General features: G+C 66.0%; 25 protein-coding genes and 1 riboswitch. Of the genes, 9 read left to right on the top strand and 16 right to left on the bottom strand.

The window, feature by feature from the left end:
- Positions 1-19: 19 nt before the first annotated feature.
- Positions 20-1954 carry an aconitate hydratase gene (locus tag ACVZTU_RS03735; protein ID WP_482401448.1) on the top strand — a complete coding sequence of 645 codons (1935 nt, stop codon included), beginning with the start codon at positions 20-22 and terminating at the stop codon, positions 1952-1954.
- A 180-nt stretch (positions 1955-2134) separates the two neighbouring features.
- Here the strand turns inward: ACVZTU_RS03735 and ACVZTU_RS03730 are convergent, their stop codons facing one another.
- The 3 genes from ACVZTU_RS03730 to ACVZTU_RS03720 form a co-directional block, all read right to left on the bottom strand.
- Positions 2135-3613, bottom strand: coding sequence for a catalase (locus tag ACVZTU_RS03730; protein ID WP_482401447.1), 1479 nt, complete (start codon positions 3611-3613; stop codon positions 2135-2137).
- 235 nt (positions 3614-3848) lie between these two features.
- Positions 3849-5216: a hypothetical protein gene (locus tag ACVZTU_RS03725; RefSeq protein ID WP_482401446.1), complete on the bottom strand. Its 1368-nt coding sequence runs from the start codon at positions 5214-5216 to the stop codon at positions 3849-3851.
- Between the two features lie 199 nt (positions 5217-5415).
- Positions 5416-5949: a HutD family protein gene (locus tag ACVZTU_RS03720; protein WP_139469150.1), complete on the bottom strand. Its 534-nt coding sequence runs from the start codon at positions 5947-5949 to the stop codon at positions 5416-5418.
- Between the two features lie 310 nt (positions 5950-6259).
- On the opposite strand from ACVZTU_RS03720, the gene ACVZTU_RS03715 reads away from it, so the two are divergent.
- Complete coding sequence (locus ACVZTU_RS03715) at positions 6260-7642, top strand: MFS transporter (RefSeq protein WP_482401445.1); 1383 nt, start codon at positions 6260-6262, stop codon at positions 7640-7642.
- A gap of 54 nt (positions 7643-7696) precedes the next feature.
- Here the strand turns inward: ACVZTU_RS03715 and ACVZTU_RS03710 are convergent, their stop codons facing one another.
- The gene (locus ACVZTU_RS03710) at positions 7697-8059 is read right to left on the bottom strand and encodes a VOC family protein (protein WP_139469148.1); all 363 of its coding nucleotides are present in this window, start codon (positions 8057-8059) and stop codon (positions 7697-7699) included.
- Positions 8060-8185: 126 nt separating this feature from the next.
- Here ACVZTU_RS03710 and ACVZTU_RS03705 point away from each other — a divergent pair, with 126 nt between their 5' ends.
- The 4 genes from ACVZTU_RS03705 to ACVZTU_RS03690 all read left to right on the top strand — a co-directional run bounded on the left by ACVZTU_RS03705 (position 8186) and on the right by ACVZTU_RS03690 (position 12309).
- The gene (locus ACVZTU_RS03705; protein WP_482401444.1) at positions 8186-9211 is read left to right on the top strand and encodes an ATP-grasp domain-containing protein; all 1026 of its coding nucleotides are present in this window, start codon (positions 8186-8188) and stop codon (positions 9209-9211) included.
- A gap of 71 nt (positions 9212-9282) precedes the next feature.
- The gene (locus ACVZTU_RS03700) at positions 9283-9900 is read left to right on the top strand and encodes a nucleoside/nucleotide kinase family protein (RefSeq protein WP_482401443.1); all 618 of its coding nucleotides are present in this window, start codon (positions 9283-9285) and stop codon (positions 9898-9900) included.
- 85 nt (positions 9901-9985) lie between these two features.
- Positions 9986-10092: riboswitch (TPP riboswitch) on the top strand.
- On the top strand, positions 10087-10773 hold the full coding sequence (locus tag ACVZTU_RS03695) for a TenA family protein (RefSeq protein ID WP_139469146.1): 687 nt from the start codon (positions 10087-10089) through the stop codon (positions 10771-10773). It overlaps the preceding riboswitch by 6 nt.
- A 54-nt stretch (positions 10774-10827) precedes the next feature.
- On the top strand, positions 10828-12309 hold the full coding sequence (locus ACVZTU_RS03690) for a phytoene desaturase family protein (RefSeq protein ID WP_139469145.1): 1482 nt from the start codon (positions 10828-10830) through the stop codon (positions 12307-12309).
- A gap of 16 nt (positions 12310-12325) precedes the next feature.
- Here the strand turns inward: ACVZTU_RS03690 and ACVZTU_RS03685 are convergent, their stop codons facing one another.
- Positions 12326-13528: a hypothetical protein gene (locus ACVZTU_RS03685; RefSeq protein WP_482401442.1), complete on the bottom strand. Its 1203-nt coding sequence runs from the start codon at positions 13526-13528 to the stop codon at positions 12326-12328.
- Positions 13525-14514: an EamA family transporter gene (locus ACVZTU_RS03680; protein WP_482401441.1), complete on the bottom strand. Its 990-nt coding sequence runs from the start codon at positions 14512-14514 to the stop codon at positions 13525-13527. The genes ACVZTU_RS03685 and ACVZTU_RS03680 overlap by 4 nt, the downstream gene beginning before the upstream one ends.
- Positions 14515-14586: 72 nt before the next feature.
- Here ACVZTU_RS03680 and ACVZTU_RS03675 point away from each other — a divergent pair, with 72 nt between their 5' ends.
- Positions 14587-15492, top strand: a complete 906-nt coding sequence (locus ACVZTU_RS03675; protein ID WP_482401440.1) for a LysR family transcriptional regulator — start codon at positions 14587-14589, stop codon at positions 15490-15492.
- Here ACVZTU_RS03675 and ACVZTU_RS03670 read toward each other — a convergent pair.
- From ACVZTU_RS03670 to ACVZTU_RS03660, 3 genes are all read right to left on the bottom strand, one after another.
- Entirely contained in the window at positions 15489-16385 is an 897-nt protein-coding gene (locus ACVZTU_RS03670; protein ID WP_482401439.1) for a hypothetical protein, read from the bottom strand. The genes ACVZTU_RS03675 and ACVZTU_RS03670 overlap by 4 nt on opposite strands.
- Complete coding sequence (locus ACVZTU_RS03665; RefSeq protein WP_482401438.1) at positions 16352-16954, bottom strand: hypothetical protein; 603 nt, start codon at positions 16952-16954, stop codon at positions 16352-16354. Before ACVZTU_RS03665 ends, ACVZTU_RS03670 begins: the two co-directional genes overlap by 34 nt.
- 128 nt (positions 16955-17082) lie before the next feature.
- Positions 17083-17898, bottom strand: a complete 816-nt coding sequence (locus ACVZTU_RS03660) for a DUF8083 family protein (protein WP_482401437.1) — start codon at positions 17896-17898, stop codon at positions 17083-17085.
- Positions 17899-18025: 127 nt separating this feature from the next.
- On the opposite strand from ACVZTU_RS03660, the gene ACVZTU_RS03655 reads away from it, so the two are divergent.
- Positions 18026-18235 (top strand): DUF3073 domain-containing protein, encoded by a 210-nt coding sequence (locus tag ACVZTU_RS03655; protein ID WP_482401436.1) that lies wholly within the window; start codon positions 18026-18028, stop codon positions 18233-18235.
- A gap of 265 nt (positions 18236-18500) precedes the next feature.
- Here ACVZTU_RS03655 and purM read toward each other — a convergent pair whose 3' ends face one another.
- From purM to ACVZTU_RS03640, 3 genes are read right to left on the bottom strand one after another with little or no spacing between them, the layout of a single operon-like run.
- Entirely contained in the window at positions 18501-19598 is a 1098-nt protein-coding gene (gene purM, locus ACVZTU_RS03650; RefSeq protein WP_062245363.1) for a phosphoribosylformylglycinamidine cyclo-ligase, read from the bottom strand.
- A 1-nt stretch (position 19599) separates the two neighbouring features.
- The gene (gene purF, locus ACVZTU_RS03645; RefSeq protein WP_482401435.1) at positions 19600-21081 is read right to left on the bottom strand and encodes an amidophosphoribosyltransferase; all 1482 of its coding nucleotides are present in this window, start codon (positions 21079-21081) and stop codon (positions 19600-19602) included.
- Between the two features lie 44 nt (positions 21082-21125).
- Positions 21126-21605 carry a hypothetical protein gene (locus ACVZTU_RS03640; protein WP_482401434.1) on the bottom strand — a complete coding sequence of 160 codons (480 nt, stop codon included), beginning with the start codon at positions 21603-21605 and terminating at the stop codon, positions 21126-21128.
- 191 nt (positions 21606-21796) lie between these two features.
- Here ACVZTU_RS03640 and ACVZTU_RS03635 point away from each other — a divergent pair, with 191 nt between their 5' ends.
- On the top strand, positions 21797-22774 hold the full coding sequence (locus tag ACVZTU_RS03635; RefSeq protein WP_482401433.1) for a universal stress protein: 978 nt from the start codon (positions 21797-21799) through the stop codon (positions 22772-22774).
- A gap of 12 nt (positions 22775-22786) precedes the next feature.
- Here ACVZTU_RS03635 and ACVZTU_RS03630 read toward each other — a convergent pair whose 3' ends face one another.
- The 4 genes from ACVZTU_RS03630 to ACVZTU_RS03615 are packed head-to-tail and all read right to left on the bottom strand — an operon-like array spanning position 22787 to position 26667.
- Positions 22787-23683: an EamA family transporter gene (locus ACVZTU_RS03630; protein WP_482401432.1), complete on the bottom strand. Its 897-nt coding sequence runs from the start codon at positions 23681-23683 to the stop codon at positions 22787-22789.
- Positions 23684-23708: 25 nt separating this feature from the next.
- The gene (locus ACVZTU_RS03625) at positions 23709-25151 is read right to left on the bottom strand and encodes an aldehyde dehydrogenase family protein (RefSeq protein WP_482401431.1); all 1443 of its coding nucleotides are present in this window, start codon (positions 25149-25151) and stop codon (positions 23709-23711) included.
- Positions 25148-25549 (bottom strand): sterol carrier family protein, encoded by a 402-nt coding sequence (locus ACVZTU_RS03620; RefSeq protein WP_101546322.1) that lies wholly within the window; start codon positions 25547-25549, stop codon positions 25148-25150. The genes ACVZTU_RS03625 and ACVZTU_RS03620 overlap by 4 nt, the downstream gene beginning before the upstream one ends.
- Positions 25549-26667, bottom strand: coding sequence for an asparaginase (locus ACVZTU_RS03615; RefSeq protein ID WP_482401430.1), 1119 nt, complete (start codon positions 26665-26667; stop codon positions 25549-25551). Before ACVZTU_RS03615 ends, ACVZTU_RS03620 begins: the two co-directional genes overlap by 1 nt.
- Positions 26668-26672: the final 5 nt, after the last annotated feature.

Raw genomic sequence — 26672 nt, 5'->3', positions numbered from 1 at the left:
CTGCCGAAGGAGGCGGACAATGGCTGAGAACGTTGCTCAGAAGCTCATCCGGTCACATCTGGAGTCCGGGGAGCTCGCTCCCGGAAACGAACTCGGGATCCGGATCGACCAGACTCTCACCCAGGATGCGACGGGCACCCTGGTCATGCTCGAGCTCGAGGCGCTCGGCCTCGACCGCATCCGCACGGAACTGTCCGTGCAGTACGTCGATCACAACCTGCTGCAGACCGATGAGAAGAACCCGGAGGACCACGAGTTCCTCCGCTCTGCCGCGGCACGGTTCGGTCTGTGGTTCTCCCCTGCCGGCAACGGCGTCTCCCACCCCGTTCACCAGTCGCGATTCGGAAAGCCCGGAGCCACTCTCATCGGTTCCGACTCACACACCTGCGCTGCCGGCGCCCTGGGAATGCTCGCGATCGGCGTCGGCGGGCTCGAGATCGCCATGGCCATGGCCGGTGAACCCCTCTTCATCAGCGCGCCGCAGATCATGGGCGTCGAACTCACGGGCACTTTGCCCGACTGGGTCTCGGCCAAGGACGTCATCCTCGAGATGCTGCGTCGCCACGGCGTCAAAGGCGGAGTCGGAAAGATCATCGAATATCACGGGGACGGACTGAAGAGCCTCACGGCCATGGACCGTCACGTGATTGCGAATATGGGTGCCGAGCTCGGCGCCACCGCCACGGTCTTCCCCGCCGACGATGCCGTCCGCGACTACCTTGAAGCCGTCGACCGCGGTGAGGATTTCACGCGCATCGAGGCCGATGAGGGCGCCGAATACGACCTCACCGACGCCATCGACCTCTCCCAGCTCGAGCCGCTCATCGCCGCACCTTCGTCGCCGGGCAATGTCACTCCGGTGCGCGAGGTCGCCGGCGAAGACGTCTTCCAGGTCGTCGTCGGCTCCTCGGCGAACCCGGGTCTGAGGGATTTCGCCGTCGTCGCCGAAACACTTGCCGACCGCCAGATCCACCAGCAGATCTCACTTGACATCAACCCCACCTCACGAGAGGTCCTTGCCGACCTCATCGCCGGCGGATGGCTGACCTCTCTGGTGGGATCCGGGGCCAGGATCCACCAGTCCGGCTGCATGGGCTGCATCGGCATGGGCCAGGCTCCGGCGGTCGGGCGCAACAGTCTGCGCACCATGCCGAGGAACTTCCCCGGCCGGTCCGGCACCGACGAGGACGCCGTGTGGCTGTGCTCGCCGGAGACCGCAGCCGCTGCCGCGCTGACCGGGAAGATCACCGATCCTCGCGATCTCGACATGGACTATCCCGAGGTGCGGCTACCCGAGAAGTACTCCGCGAACCGCAAGATGCTCGTCCCACCGCTGGGACCGGAGGAAGCCCGGTCGGTCGAGCTCGTGAAGGGAACGAACATCTCGACCCTGCCGGACTTCGAACCGCTGCCCGATGACATCGATCTGGAGATCCTGCTCAAGGTCGGCGACAACGTCTCCACCGACGAGATCATGCCCGCCGGATCCCGCGTTCTGCCGTATCGGTCGAACATCCCGAAGATCTCCGAGTTCGTCTATATCCAGATCGATGACACCTATGCCACCCGCGCCGCCGACCACGACGGAGGGCACGCGATCGTCGGTGGGGACAACTACGGTCAGGGGTCCTCACGCGAGCATGCGGTCATCGCTCCGCGCTATCTCGGACTGCGGGTCGTGGTGGCGAAATCGTTGGCGCGGATCCATTGGCAGAACCTCGCGAACTTCGGCGTCCTCGCTCTCGAGTTCACGAACGAGGCCGACTACGAATCCCTGTCCCAGGGTGATGTGCTTGAGTTCCGTGGTCTGCGCGATGAGCTCGGCGAAGGGACGACGATCACCGCCGAGGCGGCCGGCCGAAAGTTCGAATTCCGCCATGGCCTGTCGCCGCGTCAGGTCGAGATGGTCCTCGCCGGCGGTCGCATCGCCCAACGCGCCGCCCACCTCAGTTGACTCCACGAACTACCTGACGGCGGCCCAGCAACCTGGCGCGAGGTTGCTGGGCCGCCGTCAGGTAGTAATTGGAAAAGAGAAAAAGAGAAGGCGGCCCGGACACTCCCGCGGTGGGGAGGTTCCGGGCCGCCGTCTCGTGCCGAATTCCGAGCGGTCAGACGCTCACAGTCTCAGAGCTTGTCAGCCCTTGACTTTGGCCTCGATGGCTGCGCCGACCTCGGCGTCGATGTTCTTCCAGTACTGGATCGCGTTCGACAGCACCGGCTCCTCGACTCCGTCGGAGAGTCCGCCGACGACGGTCTCGATGAGACCCTGGCGCTCTTCCTCGGTGTAGACCTCACGGACCAGGGTGTGTGCCTGGCCGAAGTCATCATCCTCGGAGTGCAGGCTGTAGGCGCTGCGCACCAGCTCGCCGTCGGACTCCCAGCCGTTGTCGACCGGGCCCTGCTCGTCCTGGTAGGAGCGACCGTACGAGTTCGGAGCGTAGACCGGTGCATTACCCGAGTGGTGGTACTGCATCTGGCCTTCCTTGTCGTACGAGTTCGTCTTCGTGACAGGAGCATTGACCGGCAGCTGGTTGAAGTTCGTGCCGATGCGGTTGCGCTGTGCATCCGGGTAGGAGAACACACGGCCCAGCAGCATCTTGTCCGGCGAGAGCCCGGTTCCCGGCACGGTGTTCGAGGGGCTGAAGGCAGCCTGCTCGATCTGCGCGAAGTGGTTCGAGGGGTTCTCGTTGAGGGTGAACTTGCCGACCTCGATGAGCGGGTAGTCCTTCTTCGACCAGGTCTTGGTCAGATCGAAGGGGTTGAAGCGGTAGTCCTTGGCCTCTTCGTACGGCATGATCTGCACGCTGAAGGTCCAGGACGGGTAGTCTCCGCGCTCGATGGCGTCGAACAGATCGCGACGGTGGACGTCGCCATCTTCACCGGCGAGCTTCGAGGCTTCCTCGTTGCTCATGTTCTCCACGCCCTGGTCGGTGTGGAAGTGGTACTGGACCCAGAACTTCTCACCCTCGGCGTTGACCCACATGTAGGTGTGCGAGGAGTAGCCGTTCATGTGGCGCCAGCTCTTGGGCAGACCACGGGGTCCCATGAGGTAGGAGACCTGGTGAGCCGACTCGGGCGAGAGCGACCAGAAGTCCCACTGCATGTTGTTGCTGCGCAGACCCGAATCAGGGGTGCGCTTCTGCGAGTGGATGAAGTCGGGGAACTTCATGGGATCACGGACGAAGAACACGGGGGTGTTGTTGCCCACCATGTCGAAGTTGCCCTCTTCGGTGTAGAACTTCAGCGCGAATCCGCGCACGTCACGCCAGGAGTCGGGCGAGCCGAGCTCACCGGCGACGGTGGAGAAGCGAGCGAGCATCGGGGTCTTCTTGCCCGGCTGCAGGAAGTCGGCCTTCGTGTACTTGGAGACGTCCGCGGTGACTTCGAACTCACCGAACGCGCCGGATCCCTTGGCGTGGGGGCTGCGCTCGGGCACACGCTCACGGTCGAAGCGAGCAAGCTTCTCGACCAGCGCAACGTCGTGGAGCAGCAGCGGTCCGTTCGCTCCGACGCTCAGCGAGTGAGCGTCCGATTCCCTCGGCGCACCGGATTCGGTCGTCGAGGCCTTCTTATTGTCGTGTCCGGCGTATTCATGATCTGTATGTTGCGTCATCACATCTCCTTCAACCGTTTGATTTCAGGCGTCGTCGCCCAGCCCGCGATCACGGCCACCGGTGAGATGCGGTTCCCGCCGGTGCAGCTGATCGATCGGCTGAGCGCCGTTCGCCCAGTCTCGTTATCCCGACTTCGGCAGAACACTGTCGGAGTTGGTTTCAACCTAGCGATGTTCTCTACTTCATACAACCAAGGGTGGGCTGTCTAAATTCCCGTCCTCGACGTTGTCCGGCTCACCCCTCCGCCGAGGCGGCCGACCCACCACCGGAACCGCCGGTCGAGCCGCCGGTTCCGGATCCGCCCGAACCCGACGAGCCGCTGCCGGAACCGCTGTCCGAACCGTCCGAGCCGGATCCGGAGCCTGTGCTGCTGTTTGTGCCGCCGCTGGTGTCCCCGGTGCTGCCGGTGCCATCGGTCGAGGTGGAACCGCTGCTCGTTTCGGTGCCGTCGGTGCTCGTCGAACCGCCGGTGGAATCGCTCGTGCCCGTCGTCGTGTCCGTACCCTGAGAGTCCTGGCCCTCGGCCGCACCTTCGGTGCCGGTCTCCCCCGCCGAGGTGGACTGACCGTTCTGCGTGTTCGAGCCGCTGTTCGATGAGCTCTGACCGCCGTCGGCGCTCGACCCGGATCCGCTCGACGATTCGTCTCCTGCGCTCCCGGAGTTCGAGGTTCCGTCGTCGGTGACGGATTCGTCGTTCGTCGACTGTCCGGTCACTGATCGTGAGATCTGCGAGGTGCCCGGTGAGATATCGGCTTCGGTGAAGTTCTCGGCCACGACGACCGCGCCGAGTCCGATTCCGAAGGCGGCGACGCCGATCGTCAACGGGTAGAGGACTCGTTTGCGTCGCAGCTTCTGCCACCAGGAGCGGGGCTCGCTCTCGGTTTCACTGCTGTCGCCGTCTTCGGCTGTTCTGTCGTGCGGCACCGAGGCGGCTGACGCAGTCGCATGGCCACTGGTGGGCTCCGGCGGGGCGAAGGCCGAATCCTCGGCAAGTGTCTGATCGACAGCTGCGGTCTTCGCGGTGGGGTTCTTTGCGATCTTCGCCTTGACGGCCGGGGCCAGCTTGGAGCCGACCTCTTGGATCTTCTCCTTGCCTTTGTCGAGGCTGCGGCCGTAGAGGGTGACGGCGAGACCGGTGACGATGCTCGCGATGCCCGCGCCGACGACGGTGCCGGCGACGCCGAGCTGACCGCCGATGACCGAGGAGGTCGCCGCGGCACCGGCACCCGCGATCAGCTGGGTGGCTGAAATTCGCCCTTCGGACTTCTTCTCGTCGGCACCGCCAGCCGCTTCTTCCGCCTGGCTTCCGTCCCTCGACGGCACCGAGGCGGTCCGCTGCCCGCCCTCGGTGCCCACGGTCTCCGTCGACACGCTCTTCGCCGGACTTGCTCCGGTCCGATCGTCACGGCGGATCGGATTGGGCGGCATCACCGGAGTAGTGACATGCTCGGTCGGCGCCGTCTCGGTCCGAGGCCTCTCCGCGATCTCCTCGGTGATGAGCGGCAGAGTCTGAGAGTGCCGCGGCGCGCTCGGCGGAGCCTCACTGCCGGGAGTCGTCCGCTGCTTGTCCGTCTGGTCGGTTTCGCCGTGATTCGATGCCAATGGTCCTCCATAAACACGTACTTCTCACCAGTATCGGACTCGAGTGTGCGGGCATCCTGACCCACCCCCTCGCAGTCTGGGAGATCGCTGACCCAGCCGACCGCGGGTAGGCGTGGTGACCTGCGAGAACGACGACCGGTGTGATGCGGCAGACACGCGCTTCACACCATTTCCCCAGCCGTGTGGACCCCGTCTTCCCTCAGTGCAGGAGGACTCCGCCGAGGCGGTCCGCCGGACCGTCGGAACCGGTGAGTTCGAACAGCTGGAAACGCGGGCGGTCCGGGCTCGACGCGAGGGTGAGGAGGAAGGCGGCGCCGTCGTCCGCTCTCACTGCGTGTTCCTCGTCGGGGCCGATCATCACCAGCCCTCGCCGAGGCGGGTCGACCGAATCCGCCTGAGCGACCATGAGATTGACTGCGAAGCACGGCTCATCCAGTTCAGTGAGCACGACGGCTCGGTCCCCGCGGAAGCGCAGCGGAGTCAGCCGGGGAATGCGGTGTGTTCGACCGTCGACGGACAGCACCACCTCGGCGGTGGGCAGGAAGGTGCGCGCCATCCCTGGCAGGGCGGAGAACTCGGCGGTGCGATCGAGCCGTGCGATGCTCAGTCGCCACGGCCGCGCAAGCGGGGTCAGGTTCTCGGAGTCGGCGAGGGAGACGAGCTCGGTCGTCTCCCCGGCACCGTTGGCCCAGGGAACGGGATCACGATCATCAAAGCTGGTGAGAACGCGCATGGAACCACTTTAGACGGACCTGCGACGGGCTGTTCACAACCTTGAGATCGGGGGTTCCCGCGCAATCGGGGTTGCCATGAGAGCTGAGAGGACTAGCCTTGAGTGGTGTTTTTCGTCGGGGCGACCTGGCTGAGAGCAACGACATCAACCAGAACGATGAGGGGCTCGCGGAGACGACTGCGCGTGATTCTCAGACTCTGTGGATTCGCGCCCGGGTCGCGTTCCCGCAAGCCTCTCACCGGCAATCGGAGGGAGGGACATGTTCGGACCGGATAATGTCCGCCGGCGGTGGCGGCCGGAAGAGATCACAGTGACCAAGCCCGATGTGACGAAGCGGGCCATCGGCGCCGCGGCCATCGGCAACATCACCGAGTGGTACGACTTCGGTGTCTACGGCTACCTCGCCGTCGTGATTGAGGGAATCTTTCTGCCGGAGGACTCAGGACCGATCGGGACCGTCATCGTCGCCGGACTCTTCGCCGTCGCCTTCCTTGTCCGTCCGCTCGGCGGTCTGGTGTTCGGCCCTTTGGCCGACAAGGTCGGGCGCAACAAGGTGCTGGCGATGACGATGATCATGATGGCTGCCGGCACCTTCCTCATCGGTGTCATCCCCGACTATGCGACCGTCGGCCTGTGGGCACCGTTCCTGTTGCTGGCCTGCCGTCTGCTCCAGGGGTTCTCCACCGGCGGCGAGTACTCGAATGCGATGACCTTCATCGCCGAATACGCACCCGACCGGCGCCGCGGCTTCCTCGGCAGCCTGCTCGAGGTCGGAACGTTCACCGGCTACGTCCTCGGTGCACTCGTCGCCACGATCATGCAGGCTGTTTCGACTCCCGAGTTCCTCGAGTCGTGGGGCTGGAGGATCCCGTTCTTCGTCGCTCTGCCTCTCGGCTTCATCGGCGTCTACCTGCGCACGAAGCTCGCGGACACTCCTGCCTACAAGGAGATGGAGAAGCTCTCCGAACAGGAGGAGCAGAAGAACCACGCCAAGGGCGAGTTCAAGAAGATCTTCAAGCTGTGGCCGAACCTGCTGGCCTGCTGTGGTCTGGTGCTGGCGTGGAACGTGACGAACTACATGCTCACCTCCTTCATTCCCGTGTACTTCCCGATGGTCGAGGACCTCCAGGGCAGCGGCGGAGTCTCAGAACTGACCTCGCAGGTCCTGCAGATCATCGTCATGGCCTGCTGTCTGGCGCTCATCCCGGTCATCGGCAAGCTCTCGGACAGGCTGGGCCGCAAGGCCGTTGTGCGCGCGGGAGCGCTCTCGCTCATCGTGCTCTCGTTCCCGTCACTGTGGCTCATCCGCGGGCACAACGACTTCGTGGTCTTCCTCGGGCTGCTCATCATGGGGCTCAGCCTCATCTGCTTCAGCGCTACGATGCCCTCGACTCTGCCGTCGCTGTTCCCGACGATGGTCCGCGCCGGTGCACTGGCGATCGCGTTCAACGTCTCGATCTCGCTGTTCGGCGGCACGACGTCGTTCGTCATGACCTCGCTCATCAACGCCACCGGATTCCTCATGTGGCCGGCGATCTACCTCATGGCCGCTGGAGTCATCGGGCTCGTCACGATCCACTTCGTGCCTGAGAGCAATCGTCGTCCGCTGTGGGGTTCGACTCCGTCGGCGGCGTCGAAGGAAGAGGCGAAGGACCTCGCCCAGGAGCTCAACGAGGAGGCCGACCTGGTCTGAGCCGGCGCGTATCAGCGCCGTCGGTCTCTCCGGATCAGCTCTGGGCGGGGCCGGTCATCCCTTGCACAGGCAGAACGGGTGGCCGGCCGGGTCGAGGAACACTCGGAACGTCTCTCCCGGCTGCTCTGGGGCCTTGCCTGCGCCGATCTCGAGCACGGCTTCCTCGGCGACGTCGAGGTCATCGACCATGACGTCGAGGTGCATCTGCTGCGGGTGGGCCTGCCCGGGCCAGCTGGGTGCGTGGTAGTCCTCGACCTGCTGGATGCAGATCGGCGGCCACGAATTGGAGACGACTTCTGCCCAGGTGCCGTCTTCTTCGACGGTGACCGACCAGTCCAGGAGTTTGCCGTAGAACTCTGCGAGTTCACCGGCGTCAGGGGCGTCGAGCACGACAACGGGCTGCTTTGCGATAGCCATGCCCCGAGTCTACGCCGCCGCACTGACACAGCGAAGGGCTGGACACCAGGGCGTAGGATTGTTGAGCAGATCCGCCGATGTTTCCGCGTACTCTCGGCCGCACCGGCTCCACGATGAAGGTTCGCGATGAGTTCTCATGCCCTGCCCGTCGGCGGCACTCCGACGGTGCACATCATCCACGACAATCCGGAATGGATCGCACCATTCACGGATGCGCTCGACCGCCTCGGCGTCGCACACGTCGAATGGCTGCTGCCCGAGACCACGATCGATCTCGACGCCGAGCCCCCACAGGGGGTGTTCTGGTCGCGGCTGTCGGCGTCGGCGCACACCCGGACCGATCCGCATGTGAAGGAGTACGGGCGTGCGGTCCTCGACTGGCTCGCCGCCGCCGGCCGCCGAGTCATCAACGGACGCGATGTCTACGAGCTCGAGGTGAGCAAGGTCCGTCAGCATCGCGAGCTGGCCGGCCGGGGCTTCGATGTTCCGCGCACCGCCGCCGCGTTCGGACCGCGGGCGCTCGTCGACGCCGCGGCCGGCTTCACTCCCCCATTCATCACGAAGCACAATCAGGGCGGCAAGGGCCTCGGTGTGCGTCGCTTCGACTCCCACGCCGAGCTCGAGGCGGTCGCCGATGAGTTCGCGCCCGGTGGAGCGAATGCGCCGATCGACGGCATCACCCTCATCCAGGAATATGTGCAGCCTGCCCAGCCGTTCATCACCCGTGCCGAAGTCATCGGCGGACGCTTCCACTATGCGGTGCGCGTCGACGTCTCAGCTGGGTCATTCGAGCTGTGCCCGGCCGATGCCTGCACGATTCCGGGTGCCGGGGCCGATCCCGACGTCGAGGCGGTCCCCCAGTTCGCCCGCCGTGAGGAGATCACGGCCGGAACACCGCTCATCGCTCGGCTCGAGACGTTGTTGGCCGACCTCGGCATCGAGATCGCCGGCGTCGAGTTCATCGAGACCGCCGACGGCCGTCAGGTCGTCTACGACATCAACACGAACACGAACTACAACCCGTCCGTCGAGTCCGCCGAACAGTCGGCAGGCCGTCAGCCTGCCGCGGACCGTATCGCCGATTTCATCGCCGATGCCCTCGCCAAGGCGGCCCCACCGTCCGTGCCGCTCGCCGGGTCCGCATCCAGGTGAGGTCCCGGGACACGGTCCTACGTCACCTGCTCGCCGATCTCCGCGCAGTCCGGCCTAGGCAACGCGCTCTCGTGGCCCTCGATGGGGTCGACGGTGCGGGGAAGACGATGCTCGCTCACGAGCTCGTGAATTTGGCCGAGACCGCTGCGGACGTTCCTGGACAAGATTCCGACCGCCGGGTCACCGCCATCAGCATCGACGCGTTCCACCACCCTCGGGCGATCCGGTACGCCCAAGGCAAGGGGCCAGACACTTTCTATCGCCGTTCCTATGATTACGGAGCTTTCGTCGAATCCGTCGTCGAACCATTTCGACGAGGCGACTCGGTCGTTCCAGCCGTGTGGGACGTCGACAAGGATCGGCCGATAGCGCCCGAACCTCGGAGCCTGCCGAACGACTGCGTCCTCCTGGTCGAGGGAATCTTCCTCCATCGTCCCGAGCTTGTGGATCTCTGGGATGCGAGCATCTGGGTCGATGTTCCGTTTGAAGTCTCGGTCCCACGAGGAAACGAGCGATTTGCCGGAGCCTTCGATGCCGATCCAGAGGATGAGTCGAATCGCCGCTACGTCGGTGGTCAGCGACTCTACTTCGCCGAGGCTGCTCCGTGGGAAAACGCCACATGGGTGCTCGACAATCGCGATCTGGAACGGCCGACCCTGATCCGCCGGTCCGGGCCCGGCCGACCCTGATCCGCCGGTCCGGGCCCGACCGGCCCTGATCTGCCAGCCCTGGCCCGTTCGCTCTGACAGCACACCTTATCCCGATGATAGTGTCGAAGTGCTACAGGGGAGCGCCGAAAGGACCGGCGCTGAGAGTGCGCATGCAGACCCTTTGAACCTGATCCGGTGAGCACCGGCGGAGGGAGTGGACAAGCAATGACCACCACAGATTTCGACACATCGATCACCGTGGACGCCGACGGAGCGGTATCAGCACTGGTGAGTTCGACCAGCTGGCAGTGGGCGGGAGCCGTCGAACACAGATTCGTCCAGGATCTCTTCGCCGGCAGCATCGACGACGCCGTGATGCGCGACTATCTGGTGCAGGACTATCAGTTCTTCGAGTCGTTTCTGTCGATGCTCGGCGCGTGCGTGGCCCACGCCGATGAACTCGAGGCGAAGCTGCGGTTCGCCCGACAGCTGGGAATGCTCGTCGCCGATGAGGACACCTATTTCGTCGACTCCTTCGCCGAGTTGGGAGTCGATACAGCCGATTATCTCCACCCGGAACTGACCGCCCCGACGGTTGGGTTCCGCGATCTCATGGACTCGTCAGTCGCTTCGGCGTCGTATCCGCAGCTGCTCGTCGTCCTCGTTGTCGCCGAATGGCTCTATCTCGACTGGGCCGAGTCCCGGATGGACATGCCGCCGCGACATATTCACCGAGGCTGGATCGATCTCCACCGAGGCGAGGCCTTTCACGGGTGGGTGCAGTTCCTCGTCGACGAACTCGAACGCGTCTTCCCCTCCGGCGACGCCGAAGCCGCCGAGTCCCTGACCCGCGTGTGGCGGCACGCCGTCGACCTCGAATGCGCTTTCTTCGACAACGTGTACGACAACTGAGCCGCCAGGGAACGCACGCCGCAGCCGTCCATCTCACTGACCTAGACTGGCCCCATGAGCACAGGTGTAGATGCAGTCGTCGTCGGAAGTGGTCCCAACGGCATGGCCGCCGCCGTCACCCTGGCCCGCGCCGGGCTGAGCGTCGAAGTTTACGAGGCTCAGCCGACGATCGGCGGCGGTGCACGCACCCTCGACCTCGGTCTGGCCCCCGGCGTCACTCATGACATCTGCTCGGCCGTCCACCCACTGGCCATCGCCAGCCCCTTCTTCGTCGACTTCGACCTGCGTGCCCGCGGCCTCGAGTTCACCACCCCCGAGATCTCCTACGCCCAGCCCCTCGACGGCAAACCCGCCGCGCTGGCCTTCCACGATCTCGAAAAGACGGTCGACCACCTCGGCGCGGCAGGACCGGAATGGCGGCGTTTCTTCGCTCCGCTGCTCGACCGGGTCGATGACGCGATCTGGCTCTCCCTCGGTGACAAACGTTCTGTGCCGGAGACCCTGCGCGATCTTCCCGGCATCGCGAACGTCGTGAAGTTCGGCCTGCGGCTCCTGTCCCAGGCCAGTCCGGCGTGGAACATTCCGCTCTCCCATGAATCCTCCCAGGCCCTGTTCACCGGTGTCGCCGCGCACGCAATCGGTGGGCTGCCGGCGATGGGCACCGCGGCCACGGCCACGATGCTCTCTACCGTCGCCCACGCGGGCGGCTGGCCCTCCCCCATCGGCGGATCGCAGTCGATCATCGACTACCTCGTCGCCGACCTCGAAGCCCACGGCGGAACCGTGCACACGGATGCGCGCATCGACCACGTATCGGACATGCCCGCTGCCCGCGCCTACCTGCTCGACACCTCGGCGCTGAACGCCGCGCAGATCTTCTCCGGCCTCATCCCGAGCCACGTCGACAAAGCCCTGCGCAGCTTCAAACACGGCAACGCCGCGGCCAAGGTCGATTTCGTCCTCAATGGGCCGGTCCCCTGGTCCGACCCCGACGTCGGCCGTGCCGGCACTATCCACATCGGCGGCTCACGGGCGCAGATGGCCGCCGCCGAGGCACAGGTGATGTCCGGTCGCATGCCCGCCGATCCCGTGTGCCTCGTCTCGGATCCGACCGTCTTCGACCCATCCCGCGAGGTGAACGGCCTGCGACCGCTGTGGACGTATGCGCACGTGCCCTTCGACTGCCCGCTCGACCCGACCGAGTACATCACCCGCCAGCTCGAACGCTTCGCCCCGGGCTTCCGCGACCGCATCGTCGCGCACAACGCGATCCCCGCCTCCGAGATGGCCGGGCACAACCAGAACTACATCGGCGGGGACATCGCCACCGGCATCGTCTCCTTCTACCGGATGATGGCCCGCCCGCGCACCAGCTGGGACAACTACAGCCTCGGCGTCCCCGGCGCCTACCTGTGCTCGGCGGCGACCCCGCCGGCACCGGGCGTGCACGGGATGAACGGATGGTTCGCCGCCCGTCGCGCCCTGAAGTCCCGGTTCGGGATCACGGAAGCTCCGAGCCTGGCCCCGGGCGACTGACTTTCATTCAGCTCACTCAGTCCTGCACCCACCGATCAGCGTCGCTGTCATAGTGCCATTCGGCCACCTCGGTGACTGCTTCGATGACGTCGTTCAGCCAGAACGTCGTATCCGGGTGCCAGCCCGCCATGAGGCTCGCGGTCCGATCGTCCGTGTTCCCCGCGGTGGGGACTGTGTCCGGATCCGGATCCTCACCGAGGTGGCCCTCCGCCACATCGATGACCGCACCTGCCGCCCGCAGATAGCCGGCGAGACCGACGTGGACACCGTCGTATTCCTCGGCCACGCGTGTCCAGTCGGGGATGACCCAGCGTCCCCTGCGACCGGTGGTCTCGAACCACACCTGACGGCGCTGGGCGGTGACGTCGAGTGGGTAGCGGCGGCACAGATCCGCCCAGTCCTCCGGACGGCGGATCTCGGCGATGCGGGCGTCCGGGCGCAGGCGCAGACGGCAGGTTTGGGCGCGTTCGAGACCGAGGTCATCCTCAACGAGTTCGAGGCCGATCGGGGTTCCATCCGGCCACGTTCCCGTCGACGACCAGAGGCCATGGGGTGGGGTCGACCACCATTCGCCGGTGAGCTCGTCGTAGGGGTCCTTGGCGAAGTTGTGACGGTAACGGGTTTCCGTGGTGAGGACAGAGGCGAGCCACTCGTCGAATCCCCAGGGGAGCCTCGTTCCGTCTTCGTCAAGAGGCGGGTATAGATCGGTCAGAGTGATTTCTATGCGCTCATCCGTCGGGCCTGTCTCGAGGTCGAAGACCGCGGGCAGTCCTGTGTGGCGTCCATTGACTTCATTGAGTTCTTTGTCGTCCCAGCCCAGCGCCCACTGATCATCGGGATCGAGTGGCTTCGACCAGGCATCTAGCAAGCCCGTGGAAACGAGCATCTCGGCGAAAGGACGCAGAGCCTCGCGCACCTCGCCGATTTCCGCGGTCCCCCAATCGTCATCATCAGGAGGCTGCCAATACACTGCAGCGTCGACTACGTCGGACATGGCTTCCTTAACTGCACTCCAAGTCGGCGCAATCGGGCACAGGCACCTCAGATTGCGCACCACCGCCTCCGCGCCTGGGGCTTCTTCATCGCCAGTCCACGGAAAACTCTCGACCTGCTCGAGGGCCAGCCCGAACACGAGCGAGCGTCCCCGCGGGGACGCGAGCAGATCCTCGGCGGACAGGCGGTCGTCATGAAGGGTCGGAGGCGCATCATCGGCGGTCATGACCTCAGGCTACGCGAACACCTGTCAACTGGCCCTGATGGAATCGCCCGCGTCGAATCCTCCGTTGGCGCGCTCACCGGCACGACCGCCTCAGCGGCGGCGAGAATCCGCGCCCCTTTCGCGGCCTTCAAACCCGCGCCGAGGACCCCGATGATGACAAGGACGGCCCCGCACAGCTCGCCGACGGTGACCCGCTCGCCGAGGAAGACGAACGACGCGCTCATTCCGACGACGGGCACGAGCATCGAGAAGGGGGCGACGACTCCGGCGGGGTTGCGCGAAATCAGCCACGACCACACGCCCGAACCGAGGATCGTCGCGATGACCACGGTGTAGAGCAGTCCCGCGATCGCGAGCAGCCCTGTCGGTGTGGTCAGTCCCGAAAACGATGCGCCGACCCTCGCCGGTCCTTCGACGAGGAGGGAGAGGGCGAGCATCGGCACGGGCGGGACGAGCGACATCCACATCGTCAGCTTGATCGGCTCAGTGGTGTGAGCCTGCCGGTTGCAGATATTGCCGATCGCCCAGCCGAAGGCGCCGGCGAGGGTGAGGAGGAAGGGCAGGAAGCTCGCATTCGAGTCGAAGCGCTGCCAGCCGACGACGGCGAGCCCTGCCATCGCGATGAGGAGGAAGGCCATCTGCGAGCCGCGTACCCTCTCGCGCAGGAATGTCATGCCCAGCAGCACCGTGAAGGGGCCCGAGGCTTGGAGGACGAGGGACGCGAGTCCCGCGGGCATGCCGGCGGCCATTGCCCAGTAGAGGAAGAGGAACTGCAGCAGTCCGAAGCCGAGCCCGTAGCCGATGATCCACCGGAGTCCGACATCGGGCTTCGGCACGAAGAGCAACGCGGGAACCGCAAGCAGGGCGAATCGCAGAGCGACGAGGAAGAAGGGCGGGAAATGGGCCAGGGAGAGATCGATGGCGAGGAAATTCAGTCCCCACATCACCGCCACCGAGGCGGCGAGCAGACAGTGCTTGAATGACATGGCCCCATTCTCAACTTCGTCAACAATGAAGCACAATCGCAGAGTACTTCATCAACTCTGTAGCATGGCTTCATGGTCATCGATCCGAAGCATCTTGAGCTGCTGCGCCTGTTCGACGAATACGGCAGCGTCACCGCCGTCGCCGATATCACCTATCGCTCCCCGTCGGCCGTCTCTCAGCAGCTGAGGCAGGCCGGGAGAGAGATCGGCCAAGCTCTGGTCGAACCCGCCGGTCGCGGACTCACGCTCACAGCCGCGGGACGACTGCTCGCCAACGGTGGTCGGGACGTGGCCCGCACGCTCGCCCGGGTGCAGGCCCAATGGGAGGGCCACCTCGGCGAAGCTGTCGGAGAGATCACGCTGGCCGGGCTGCCGAGCGCGCTCACCCACCTCCTCCCCGATGCGCTGGGCAGGCTGCGGGAGGACCACCCGCACATCGATCTGCGCATGGACGATGTCGACCTCGCCGAGCACGAATTCGCGGGACTGACCCGAGATGTCGATATCGTCGTCGCACACAGCCTCGTCGCCGAACGCCCCCTGGGCACCGACGGACTCACCGTCATCCCGCTCGCCCGCGAACCCATCGACGTGGCCCTCGCCATCGGCCATCGGCTTGCCGAACGCGCCGAGCTGTCCCCGAACGATGTCGTCGATTGTCGCTGGGTGGGAGTGCCCCGCGGATACCCGTTCGACACGATCCTCACCTCGATCGAGCATCTCACCGGTCGCGACCTCGACGTCGTCCAACGCATCCGGGACAACCGGCTCATCGAAGCGATCGTCGCCTCCTCGGACCAGGTCGCGCTCCTTCCCCGGTTCACGACGCCACGCGATGCGGGACTGTCACTGGTGCCGCTGACGGGGGTGACGACGACACGCTGGATCGTAGCGGTGATGCGTCCGGACACGGCCGAACGTGTCGCGGTACGTGCTGTGATCAGCGCGCTCAGCCGCGTCGACGACGCCGCGGATTAGGCGGTGCCCGTGCTGGTGAAGCGCTTCGGCACGAGCTTCTCCAACGGCAGGAACGCCGCCCAGCAGATGACGGTCGGCAGGAAGTGGATGCCCAGCGCAAGATAGGTCATGAGGTGGAAGAGGAAGAAGAGGGCGACGGCCCCGTAGAGCCACTTCTTCTTGAGGAACAGGACGACGGGTGAGAGGAACTCGAAGACGAGCGTCGCCCACTGCGCGGCGATGAGGAGGCCGGGCATCTCGAGGAACGGTTTCGACCATTCGGCGCCGCGGCGCATCAGCGCCCAGATGATGACCGCACCGTTGGCCCAATGCGTGATATTGCCCGAGGCGATCCACTTCATGAGCACCGAGTAGAAGTAGGTGAGCACGACCGCGATCTGCACCATGCGCAGTGCCCACCCGGCCCTCGCCGAGGCGGTGCCGACGTCCCGGAAGCGCGCCGTTCCGATCGTGGGCAGGACGAAGGCGGCGATGACGAGCGCCATATGATCGTGCGCGACGTAGCCGTAGCCCTGCGTGTAGAACATCCACGCACCGAAGCTGAACGCCACGGCCCAACCGCTGATGCGCTGAAGGATCCCTGCTGCGGCGAGCAGGGAGAAGACGATGATGAGGGCAAGCAGGATCTGCGCGCCGAGGACGCTGACCGCAGGAATGTGGAGGAGCCTCGCCAACCACAGCGGCTGGTAGAACTCGGGTGTCCATCCGTGGGCGATGACGTCGCCGGAGATCGTGAGCACATCGATGATGATGAAGACGTAGATGAACACGCGGAACACGGCCACCCGGGCCAAGGCGACCTCGGGCATGAACCAGCGGAGGAACGGATTCGTGGGGGCCGCCTCGGCGGGGGTGTTCGTCAGGGGCGGGGTGCTGCTAATCGGACCTCCCATTCCGCCAGCGTCGTCTTCTCGGGTTCGCCGACGGCCAGACCGTTCTTCAGTTGGGTGGTGGTGCGGCAGAGGATCATCGTCTCGGGTTTCGGTTCGTCCGGGTGCAGCCGGATGTACGAGTCGGCCATCGACTGCAGGAGTTCGGGGTGGGCGATGACGCGGTCGAGTTGGGATTCGACGTCGCCGCGTTCGATGCCGACGGTCGCGGTGTTGAAGCCGAGGCGGCGCGGTTCGTCCTCGCCGGGGAATTGGGCTTCGATGCACGTGGAGTTCACCGTGCCGTTGAGGTCTTTGGCGGTGGCGTACTGGGTGAGCGAGCCGAGCGGGAAGAAGTCGTTGGTGTTGAGGATCTGTCCGCAGGTGAGGATGACGAAGGCGATGGCGGGAATGACGATGCGCCAGCCGATTGAGATCTTGGACAGCGGTTTCGCGCTGGCCGTAGCCTGGGTGCTGCGGGAGCCGGCGGACGTGCCGGAAGCAGCATGGCGGCTGGAGTCGTCGGAGGCGGAGCCGGCACCTGCGGCGGCGGGGTCCTGACTCGTCAGGAGACGGCGCTTCTTCTCTTCCATACGCTTACGGGACTCGTCCTCTCGGGTGCGGCTCGTTCGCAGACAATCCTATCCGCCCAATTACTACCTGACGGCGGCGCAGCAACCTGGCGCCAGGTTGCTGCGCCGCCGTCAGGTAGTAATTGGGGTTAGGAGCTGCGGGCGTAGAGGTTGAGCTGCTCCCACCCGGCCGCATACTTCTGGAAGGCGGCGACCGCGGACTCGGAATCGCTGTTGCTCAGCGCGGTGACCCACGAGTCGACGAGCTCCGCGGCCTCGCTCGGCCACAGCACATCGGACATCCCGCCGAGGTCGAGCTCGAGGATCGAGTTCATATCGAAGGTATCGATCCACTCGGCCAGGACCGAGGTCTGCTCGACCATGTCGACGACCTTCGAAGTGTCCGCGATCGTCTCCGCAGCCCATTCCATGCGCGCCGAGGCGGCCAGGATGTCCGTGCGGATGAGCACCCGCAGACCCTCGTCGGTCTCCTCGGTGATGATCTGGTCCTCGGTCAGGGAGAAGAACAGCCACCACGACGGCGGCACGTCCCACGCCGAGACCCGGGTGAAGATCCGTGTGTCCTTCGCGTCCTGCAGCCATTCCGCACGCCGGCTCGCGGCACGCCGTCGAGCGGTCTTCGGAGCGACGATGTCCAAGGTCGCCTTCGAGGTGTGCTCTGTCAGCGATTCGAGCGCCTCCCATCCGCGGATGTCCTCCTGAGCAGGGCAGAAACGGTCCACTCCGTCCGCGGTCTGAGACGCCGGAAGGAAGATCGGAGTGCGCCGGAAAGAATCGGCCACAGGTGACGGAGGCAGGGAGATCAAGCGCTTGTCAGCGTCGTGGGAAATCTGCTCCTCGATGCGTGACCGGTTGTCCTCCACCCGCCTGTCTTGCAATTCGGAATGCACCACAAGAGGTTCGAAGATCCGCAGGGTGACGACATAATCGCGACGGTAGGCCATGGGTTCAGCCTATCCAAGGTCGGCTCGCAAAATGGAACTTCCCAGTACGAACAGGTAGGATTTAAGCGCATAGCAGAGATCTAGTCCGGGGCCATTCGCCCCATTGACGACGGAGGGGGTCACGCCAGTGGGTCGCGGCCGCGCAAAGGCAAAGCAGATCAAGGTAGCTCGGAAGCTGAAGTACTACAGCCCGGATACCGACCTTAATAGACTCCAGCAGGAGCTGGGCGCCGACGCGCACAAGTCTGGTCCGTCCGATCCTTACGACGATGAACCTGACTACTCGGCTTACGCCGACAAGTACAACGTCGACGATGACGACGAGCACGAGAACTGAGCCAGCCGCAGTCGGCTGATCTGACATCGCAGAGGGCGGGGACTTCGGTCCCCGCCCTCTGTCGTTCCCGCATATGGTCCACTACGCCGGGACATCCCCTCGCCGAGGCGGCTGTGCCCTCACACGCATCCCCCACCGTTCCGTGCAGTTCCTCCCGTCCCGTGGCCATCACCCACCGGAAGCACCACACCCCCGTGCAGGAGCACGAGGGTGTGAGAGTACGGGTGAGGGATGCTCCGCAGCGAAACGCAGAGCCGCACGAGCCTTACTGCAGGATCGCGGCGCCCCCGTCGACGCCCTTGGCGCCCTGCACATAGTCGGGGTCGGTGGCGAGGGTTCCGTCGTCGGCGGCGACGTCGCCGAGCACCCAGGCTCCGGGGCTGGCGGCGAGCACACCGTCGACCGATTCCGCGTCGACGACGAGGACCATGCCGACGCCGAGGTTCCAGGTGCGTTCCCGGTCGTCCTGCGGCACTCCGCCGAGATCACCGAGTACGTTGAACACCGCCGGGATCTCCCACGAAGCCCGTGACATCTTCGCCACCAGCCCCTGCGGGAGCACCCTGGCCACATTGGCCGAGAGTCCTCCGCCGGTGACATGCGAGACCGAATGCACGGCTTCGGGCAGCGCGTCGAAGAGAGCGGCGAGCTCACCGGTGTAGACATGGGTGGGAACGAGCAGCTCCTCACCGAGGGTGCGCCCGAACTCCGAGACATGCTTATCAAGGCCCCATCCCGCCTCGGCGATGACGTGGCGGACCAGGGAGTAGCCGTTGGAGTGGATGCCCGAGGACGGCAGACCGATGAGCACGTCACCGGCACGGACCTTCTCGGGTCCAAGCAGCTTCGAGGCCTCGACGACACCGGTGGCGGCACCGGCGACATCGTACTCATCGACTCCGAGCAGCCCCGGGTGTTCGGCGGTCTCCCCGCCGACCAGGGCGACACCGGCCGAGGCACAGGCGTCGGCGATTCCCCGCACGATATCGGCGATGCGTTCGGCCACGACCTTGCCGCAGGCGATGTAGTCGGTCATGAACAGGGGTCGGGCACCGCAGACGATGATGTCGTCGACGACCATGCCCACAAGGTCGTAGCCGATGGTGTCGTGCTTATCCATGGCCTGAGCGATGGCGACCTTCGTGCCCACTCCGTCGGTCGACGAGGCGAGCAGCGGACGCTCGAAGTCCTTGAGCACGGAGACGTCGAAGAGTCCGGCGAATCCGCCCATCCCACCGACGACCGAGGAGTTGTGGGTGGCCGAGACGGCTGCCTTCATCAGTTCGACGGCGCGGTCTCCGGCCTCGACGTCGACGCCGGCGGCGGCATAGGTGGTGGACTTCGGGTTCGCTTCGGAACTCAACTCAGCATCCTTTGTCGGCGGGTGTGTTGTTGACGGGAATCGGGTACTCGCCCGAGAAACAGGCGGTGCACAGCTGACTGCGCTCCTGCTCGGTGGCGGCGATCATGCCGTCCAGAGAGATATAGCCCAGCGAGTCCGCGCCGAGGTTCTCGCAGATCTCGTTCGTGGTCAGGCCGTTGGCGATGAGCTCGGCACGGGTGGCGAAGTCGATGCCGTAGAAGCACGGCCACTTCACCGGCGGGGATGAGATGCGCACATGGACCTCGGCCGCTCCGGCCTCCCGCAGCATGCGGATCAGGGCGCGCTGAGTGTTTCCGCGCACGATCGAATCGTCGACGACGACGAGGCGTCGGCCCTCGATGTTCTCCCGGATCGGGTTGAGCTTGAGGCGGATGCCCAGCTGCCGCAGGGTCTGCGAAGGCTGGATAAAGGTGCGTCCGACATAGGCGTTCTTCATCAGCCCCTGGCCGAAGGGGATGCCCGAGGCCTCGGCATAGCCGACGGCCGCAGGGGTGCCCGATTCCGGGGTGGCGATGACGAGGTCGGCGTCGACCGGGTACTCCTCGGCCAGCTGGCGGCCCATCTGGGTCCGTGCGGCGTGGACGTTCTTGCCGTTGAGCTTGCTGTCGGGACGCGCGAGGTAGACGTATTCGAAGACGCAGCGAGCTTGGCTCGGTTCGGCGAAGCGGTGCGAACGCAGACCGTCTTCGTCGATGGCGATGAGCTCACCGGGTTCGATGTCGCGGACGAACTTAGCACCGACGATGTCGAGTGCCGCGGTCTCCGAGGCCACGACCCAGCCGTTCTCCAGCCGGCCCAGCGACAGGGGTCGGACCCCGTGCCGGTCACGCGCGGCGTAGAGGGTGTGCTCGTCCATGTAGACCAGCGAGAACGCGCCTTCGACATGCGGCAGCAGACTCAGCGCCGCCTCGGTGAGGTTCTCTCCGTCTTCGGTCGCGAAGAGCTCGGTGACCAGGGAGGTGTCATTCGAGGAATCACGGAAGGGCCGGGTGCGGGCCGACTTCTTCGTGGCCTCCTCGACGACCTTCGTCGCGTGGTCGCGGCGGGCATCGGCTATGGCTTCGAGAGCGTCGAAGTTCGTCAGATTGCCGTTGTGCGCCAGTGCCACGGTGCCGAACGGCGTCGGCCCCAGAGTGGGCTGAGCATTCTCGAACGACGGGGATCCGGTCGTCGAATACCGCGTGTGCCCGACGGCGATATGGCCCTGCAGAAGCTCGAGATCGCGCTCATGGAAGACCTGGGAAACCAGGCCCATGTCACGGTAGATGAGGATCTGCTTGCCGTTGCTGGCAGCGATTCCCGCAGATTCCTGTCCGCGGTGCTGCAGGGCATAGAGCCCGAAGTAGGTGAGTTTGGCGGTTTCCTCGCCGGGGGCCCAGACTCCGAACACACCGCATTCATCCTGCGGTCCGCGGTCCTGGGGGTCGATTTCGTGCGTCAGCTGCCCGTCTCCTCTTGCCACGAGTGAAATTGTCTCATACCCGCAACTGCGCTCTGACCCGGTGCTCAGACTGTGGAACCGGGGGCCGAATCCCGTCCGGTTTCCGCGTCGTCCTCGTCGTCGGCTGCGGGCTCAGCATGCGTATCGTCTGCGGGCGCGGACTCCGTGTTCGCCGAGGCGGCCGCACCTTCGTCGGCACCGGCATCGGGGTCCTCCCCGCGGGCTTCGGCGATGCGACGGCGCGCGATCTCCTTCGGATCGTCGACCATGTCGATCTGCGCATCGACCCGGAATTCCTTCGCCTTCTTCCGTCCCCTCCAGTCGAGGATGAGGGCGACAAGTCCGCCGAGGAACAGTCCGCCGATCCCGAGGACGAGCAGCATCAGGCCCAGCCCCTTGCCCACCGTGTAGCCCATCGGCATATCGGCCGGGTCGACGAAGATCGCGAGGATTCCAGCGATCGCGATGCCGAGCACCGCGCCGATGCCCATGAACACCGAGTACTTGGGGCTGCGACGGACGGAGACGTCGATCTGGTCCTTCATGATCTCCTTGGACACGTGGCCGGATGGGGCCGATGGATCACCGGGAATACCCCGGAACAACAGGTCCCGAACAGTCTAGTTGAGTCAGCCTGAGGTTCTTCCCAGGCAGTCTCACGCCACTTCCCATAAACTGGACACAACTAAACTGGACTCACCCAGATTGACGGTCACTGAAGACAGAGGTTTGCGATATGTCCCACACGATCATCGTCGGCATCGACGGTTCCGACAACGCCGAATGCGCCCTGCAGTGGGCGATCACGCATGCACAGAAGACCTCCGCAGAGATCCGCATCGTCTCCGCCTACACCGTCCCCGGCGTCAATATGAGCCAGGCCGATATCGTCTACCCCGCCGATTTCGACGACGCCGTGAAGAAGACCGTCGAAGACATCGCCGAGGCGGCCGCCGCCACCGTCACCAAGGCCGGCGTTCCCGTGTCGACGACGATCGTGCCCGGTGACGCCTCCGGAGTGATGGTCGAGCATTCGAAGAACGCCGCCCTCGCCGTCGTCGGCGCGCGCGGTCGCGGCGGATTCGCCGGTCGCCTCCTCGGATCCGTGGCCCTGGCCATGCCCGCGCACTCGCAGTGCCCCACCCTCGTCGTCCCGAGCACGTGGCCGACCCGGATCATGCCGACGACTCCCCTGCCCATCGATGATCCCGTCCGCACGACCGATGATCCCTCCGCCGAGGCGGACGGACGGTCGCGTCCCGACTTCTCCGGTGAGGTCGTCGCCGCCGTCGATCCCTTCGAGACCGACACCCCGGTGCTGCGTGCCGCGGCCGCTCAGGCCGCGATCTACGGTGTTCCGCTGCACCTCGTCGGGGTCACCGCCACGCACATCCTCTCGCCCGAGTGGATGCCCAGCGAGGAGCATCTCATCCGGATGTACGACGAGGCGGCGAAGGCCTTCACCGCTGCTGCCGAGTCGCTGAAGGGAGACTTCCCCGATCTCGAGGTGCGGTTCTCGATCTTCGATGCACCTGCCACCGAGGTGCTCGTGTCGGCCACGTACACCGCCGATCTCATGGTCATCGGCTCCCGCGGCCGTGGCGGGTTCGTCGCCACCGTCCTCGGGTCGACGTCGCAGGGTGTGCTCTCGCATGCCGTGTGCCCGGTGCGGGTGGTGCGGGTCAACCGCCGCCAGCCGGGCCGCCGCCGCTGAGGCGCGGCGCCGTCATCCGAGCGCGATGAGCCCGATGCCCGCAACCACGATAAGGGCACCGGCGAGTTTGAGCAGCACGTTCTTCTCCCCGAAGAACCACCACGCCAGCAGGGTGCCGACGATGATCGAGGTCTCCCGCACGGGGGCTACGAGCGCCACCGGCGCCTGCTGCATCGCGTAGAGGACGAGCACGTACGCGAGCGGTGAGAGGATCGCCACGGTCACGAGCGCGCGCTTGTGGCTCAAAAGGATCTCGCGGAAGTCCGCGCGCTTCTCCCGGCCGCCGGGAAGCGCGAACATTCCGACGGTCATGATGAGCCCGACGCAGGCTTCGGAGACGGCGAAGTAGAGCAGCGGGGAATCGCTGACATGGTTCACGGCGAAGTCGTCCCAGAGTGTGTACGAGGCGATGAACGCCCCGATCAGCCCGCCCCAGGCGAGCCCCCGTCGCAGACCGTCGCTGCTCGTGGGGCCGTCCCCGCCGCCGCGGGGACGGATCGTGACGACGGCGATGCCGGCGATGACGGTGAAGGCTCCGACCGCCTCGGCGAGCGTGGGACGCTCACCGAGGAAGGCCACGGCGATGATGATCGTCACGACCGGCCCGATGCCGCGCGCCGTCGGGTAGACGACGCCCAGCGGGGCGTGGTCGTAACCGGACTGCAGGGCCACGGAGTAGGCGATGTGGAAGACCGCGCTCAGCGCCGCCGCGCCGACCAGTCCCCAGTTCAGCGGCTGCGCGCCGGTGGCGATGATGACGGCCGCGACCGGGGCGAGCAGGAGCGCCGAGAGCCCGTGGTAGGCGAGCACGAAGGCATAGCCTCTGCCGGTGACGGACTTCGCGGCGAGGTTCCAGACGGCGTGGGCGACGGCGGCGATGAGGACGAGCCCGAGCACCGGGAAGGTCATCGGCGCACCGGCCCCTTCCTCACCGTCACAGCTTGATGGCGACGGTCTTCGTCTGCGTGTATTCGTCGAGGGCTTCGATGGACTTCTCGCGACCGTAACCGGACTTCTTGAACCCGCCGAAGGGCAGTTCGACTCCCCCGCCGGCGCCATAGGTGTTGACGAAGATCTGGCCGGCATCGACCTCGGCAGCCAATCGGTGGGCGCGGGAGATGTTCTGCGTCCACAGTGCGCTGACGAGGCCGTAGTCGGTGCCGTTGGCCAGCGCCACGGCTTCGTCGTCGGCGGCGAATGGCAGGGTCGCGACGACGGGGCCGAAGACCTCTTCCTGGGCGATCCGGGACTTAGGGTCGACGGCGTCGACGATGGTGGGGGTGATGAACGCCCCAGCGGCGAGGTCGTCGGCCAGACCGTCGGGTCGGGTGCCGCCCGTGATGATCTGTCCGGAGTCGACTGTGGCGAGGAACCCGCCGACCCGTTCATGCTGTTTGGTCGATATCAGGGGCCCGAGCATCGGGTCGTCGAGGCCGTAGCCGATGGTCACCTTCGCCATGGCCGCGGCCATCTTGTCGACGACCTCGGCGTGGATGTCGCGGTGGACGATGAGCCGGGATCCGGCCGAGCAGGTCTGCCCGGCGTTCTGGATGATCGAGCGCACGAGCGATGGGATCGCCGCATCGATATCGGCATCGGGGAAGACGATGTTCGCGGACTTCCCACCGAGCTCGAGGACCGTGGGCACGACTCGATCGGCGGCGGCGTGGGCGATGGCCGAACCGGTCTGCGTCGACCCGACGAAGCCCAGATGTGCCACCCCGGGGTGGGCGCTCAACGCCGCTCCCGCCTCGGCGCCGAGGCCGGTGACGACGTTGAAGGCTCCGGCCGGGAAGCCCACGGAGTGGATGAGTTCAGCCAACCGCACGGTCGAGCGCGGGGTCTCATCCGCGGGTTTGGCCACGGCGCAGTTGCCGGTGGCCAGCGAGGTGGCGGCGGCACGGCCGATGAGCTGGAGCGGATAGTTCCAGGCCACGATGTGTCCGGTGACGCCGAAGGGCTCCCGGCGCGTGTAGACGTGCATGTCCTCGGCCAGCGGGATCGCGTGACCGTAGTAGGACTCGATGGTGTGACCGTAGAACTCGAAGTAGCGGGCGCACACATCGACGTCGGCATAGGCCTGGGTGAGCGGTTTGCCCGTGTCCTCGGATTCGATGCGGGCCAGATCGTCGCGGTTGGCGGTGATGACGGCGGCGGTGGCGATGAGCAGGCGGGAGCGCTGTTCCGGGCTCGAGCGCTTCCATTCCCGCTGCGCTTTCGCCGCAGCCTGCACCGCCCGGTCGACTTCATCGGCTCCGGCGCGGGCGATATCGCCGAGCTGGCCTCCGGTGGCCGGGGCGATATTGGCGTAGGTGAGCAGGGACGGCACATGCCGCCCGCCGATGAACGACGTCGTCTGCGTGATCTGTGCGCTCATGCTCGGGCCTCGAGTTCTGCGGTGGTGAAGAGGGGCAGGAAGTCGCCGAGGTCGGCTCGGGTCCCCGAGGCCTCGATGTCGCCGGCGGCGAGCGCGGCCTGGAAGTCGGTGCGTCCGGTGACCAGACCCAGCCACACCTCGGCCGAGGTCTCGACGACGTTCGGCGGGGTGCCGCGGGTGTGCCGGGGTCCGGCGATGCATTGGGTGACGCCGAACGGCGGGACCCGGACTTCGACGCTGTTGCCTTCGGCTCGGGAGGCGAGCTCCTCGAGGGTGAACCGCACGGCGGTGGCGATGGTCGACCGGTCGGCCGGGGCCGCGTCGAGCCTCGCCTGAGTCAGCCACATCTCGAGTGCGCTGCGCCCCTGATCGGGGTCGATCCTTCTGCGAATCGCCATCAGTCCCTCTTCCTCTCACCGATTGTGGCAATATCTTCCCCGAGCTCCAGGCGTCCGACAACGTTCGTCCGCCCCTCGGAATCCGTGCCTCCGGTGACCGGATCCGTGATCGCGGCGATCACGGCGTCGACCGTATCCTTCCCCGACGCCGAGGCGGCTCCCGGCTCAACGTCGAACGCTCCCGCCCACTGGAGCAGGGTGAGGGCGACGAGCCCGGTGGCCCGCGAGGACCCGTCGAGGCATTTCACGGCGACGGCATACCCGGAGCGGGTGGCCATGACGATGACTCCTTCGGCCCCGCCCTTGGCGAAGACGCCGAGCTTGTCGATGACGGTCGAATTCGGTCGGCCGTGTCCTTCGATCGTCCACGGGTCGGCGAAGACCGCCTCGGTGAGGGTGCGAGCCTCGCTCTCATAGGCAGCCCACGCTCCCTCCTTCTCTGTGTCATCGCTGCTGCCCATCCGGATGACGCGGCCGATGGCGCGGGCGAGGCCGGTGAGGCTGAGCGCGAACACGGGAGCCCCACAGCCGTCGATGCCGACCGCGGACGGTTCCTCCGAAGCGAAGGCGGCGACCACCTCGGCGACCTTCTGCTGCACGGGATGCGCCGGGGACAGATAGGTGGCGGTGTCGGCGCCGATGGTGCGGGCTGCGGCGAGGAATGCCGCGTGCTTGCCGGAGCAGTTGAAGTACAGGGGCGAGCGCGGGTCCGTGTTCTCCTCTCCCCGAGCCCGCGCCGATTCCTGCAGTTGACGACGGAAGGCTCCGTCGGCGGGATGGGCGGACGGGCACTGCAGGTCGGACACGCTCAGCCCAGCATTCTCGAGCATCGCGGACACGACCGCCACATGCCCGGCTTCACACTTGTGTGAGGCAGCGGCCAGGGCCGCGGCCGGTCCCTCGAGCTGCGCGCCGAGGCTCATCGCCGCGATCGCCTGCAGCGGTTTGAGACTCGACCGGGTGAACACGGGAATCTCCGGAGCACCCAGGTTGATCAACGGTGATCCCTGCGGGTCGAGGACGACGGCGGACCCGATGTGCCGGGATTCGACGAAGCCGGAGCGCTCGACGACGGCGAGCTCAGCGGCGTGGGCGGCGGTGAAAGTCGAGAAGGTCACGCACT

It is taken from the genome of Brevibacterium sp. OS20 (assembly GCF_056837565.1).
Note: the sequence above shows the minus strand (reverse complement) of the source record. Positions and strands in the feature narration are given on the sequence as shown.